Annotated in this window: 2 protein-coding genes; one reads left to right on the plus strand and one right to left on the minus strand. The window is 30.9% G+C overall.

Translation table 11 applies throughout. The features are described from left to right. Positions 1 to 80: 80 nt before the first annotated feature. On the minus strand, positions 81 to 641 hold the full coding sequence (locus tag AC2FB1_RS10980; RefSeq protein ID WP_162190785.1) for an LOG family protein: 561 nt from the start codon (positions 639 to 641) through the stop codon (positions 81 to 83). A 300-nt stretch (positions 642 to 941) separates the two neighbouring features. Between AC2FB1_RS10980 and AC2FB1_RS10985 the strand changes: the two genes are divergently transcribed. Continuing rightward, positions 942 to 1,865, plus strand: coding sequence for a protein rep (locus AC2FB1_RS10985; protein ID WP_301742161.1), 924 nt, complete (start codon positions 942 to 944; stop codon positions 1,863 to 1,865). The last annotated feature ends 861 nt before the right edge of the window (positions 1,866 to 2,726 follow it).

Consider the following 2,726-nt stretch of genomic DNA (forward strand, 5'->3'; position numbering starts at 1 on the left):
CGACCATTCGACAAGTTTTGGGATTGTTAAGGGTTCCGAGGCTCAACGTCAATAAAGCAATTGGAATAAAGCAATTATGATTAATAACTTCTAATTTCTGGAGCTTTGTAATTTTTTATGAATTCTTCAATCTCTTCGAAAGAGTTTGAGAATAATATTTTGTCTCTGTCTGTTTGAGTTAAAAATGCATTGGACACCATTTGGTCATAGAATTGTTCGATGAGTGAATAGTAATTATTTGTATTAAAAAAGATACAAGGATTGTCGTTTTGTCCAACTCTTGCCCATGATACAACTTCAGTTATTTCTTCTAGAGTTCCAGGACCTCCTGGAAGTGCTATACATACATCACCTTTGTTTAAAATAGTTTCTTTTCTTTCGGACATACTATCCACGATTATTAGTTCATCTAATTTATCATGTGCTAATTCTCTTTGTTGTAAAAATGTAGGCATTACACCAATCGTTTTACCGTTATTATGTATTACAGTATTTGCTAATGTCCCCATCAACCCTGCATTTCCACCACCGAAAACTAGAGTGTGGTTGTTTTTAGCAATCCATTCACCTAATTGGATTGCACTATTTTCATAATCTTTTTTGTTACCTTTGCTTGCTCCACAATAGACGATAATATTCATTTGTTATTACTCCTTTTTTTATTTTTTATGTTATCAAAAAGAAGAGTGATTTTGATGTGATTTTGAAACGAGTGAAACGAGTTTCTTCTTGTCTTGATACTATAGGTAACTATTACAATCTGTATTAGTTACCCTTAAAGCATTGGTATGCCTGACTTTAAGTACAAAAAAAGTTGCTTTTTCATACCTAGTATAGTAGAGTTTATGGTGTCCAAGCCAAAACTTTACAAGAAAGGAGAAAAAGCAACTTTTTTATGACATTAGTTTGTGTAAAACTAAGTTGTTTTTAAGTTATATAACATGGATAAGTATACTGAGAAGAAACAAAGAAATCAAGTATTTCAGAAATTTATTGAGAGACATGTAAAAGAAGGACAAATGGATTTAATAAGGGAGTGTAATACATTCTTGAGTTTTGTGGCAGATAAGACATTAGAGAAACAAAAATTACATAAATCAAATTTATGTAAAAATCGATTTTGTCCAATATGTGCATGGCGTAGAGCGAGAAAAGACGCGTTAGGTTTATCGTTAATGATGCAATATATTAAACAACAAGAAGATAAGCAATTCATCTTTTTAACACTTACGACGCCAAACGTAACGAGTGAGCATTTGGAAAGTGAAATAAAGCATTATAACGAATCGTTTAGACGATTAAGCAATCGAAAACATTTCAAATCTATTGCTAAAGGTTATGTAAGAAAATTAGAGATTACTTATAACCAAAAACGTGATGATTATAACCCACATTTTCATGTATTAATTGCTGTTAATAAATCATATTTTACAGATAAACGATATTATATTAGTCAAAAAGAATGGTTGAATTTATGGCGAGATGTAACGGGAAATCCTGAAATTACACAAGTACATGTGCAAAAAGTAAAACAAAATAACAACAAAGAATTATACGAAATGGCGAAGTATTCTGGTAAAGATAGTGACTATTTAATTAATCAAAAAGTGTTCGATACATTTTATAAATCACTCAAAGGGAAACAAATTCTTGTTTATTCTGGTCTATTCAAAGAGGCGAGAAAAAAATTAAAAAACGGGGATTTAGATTATCTTAAAGAAGTAGATCCGACGGAATATATTTATCAAATTTTTTATCACTGGAACCAAAAAGAATACTTAGCGAGTGAGATTTTTGATTTGACTGAAGAAGAAAAAAGTAAAATTAATCATCAAATGATTGATGAAATTGACGAAGAAATTTGAGTATAAATTTTGATATTCTTTTTAAAACGTTAGCGAAAAAGCTAGCGTTTTTTTATTGAAAAGTACTAAAAAACGTTTGGGTACATTCTGGGTACAGACCTAATATCTTGTGGGTACATTTTGGGTACAATACTACATGTTGTGGGTACATTTTGGGTACAAGAGCAAAAAATGGTTGCACTTTAGAAATCGCTGTATCCCTTGAAATGTCTGGCTTCGCCAGACCAACCTTTTTTGAAAGGTTGCAAATTTCCCTTATGCTCTTACAAAGAATTTGGAGCCAATTCAAAATTTGGTGTTTTTTTAAAAGAAATTGCCCCTGCAGGAACTAAAAAAGTTGATGAATTTTTGAGCCATTATATGCCAATTTTTAATTTGCATGTAGATGGGCAGTGTATAAAAAATCGTCACTGGTTTTGCTCAAATTTTTGTTTGTGAAATTAAAATATATTTATTTGGCTCTCATTTGCGTTTTAAGAGCCAATATAAGTTTTTGGGTATAAAACTATATAAATAACTCTAATTTTTCAAAATACCGCCTTAAAATTAAAAATAAAGGTATTCTGATTTGTAATAAATTAAAATATAAAAAAAGAGCCACCATTTAAAATTTAGGCAGCTCTTACTCACTTTTTGGATGATAAAAGTGGAAAATTAATTCGAGAAAAAACAGAAAGGATATTTTAATTATAACACGGCATTTATGCCGAGAAAATTTATTGATGTTGAGAAGAACCCTTAACTAAACTTGGAGACGAATGTCGGCATAGCGTGAGCTATTAAGCCGACCATTCGACAAGTTTTGGGATTGTTAAGGGTTCCGAGGCTCAACGTCAATAAAGCAATTGGAATAAAGCAATT

This window comes from Staphylococcus sp. CoH_129_LAB_1 (assembly GCF_058191515.1).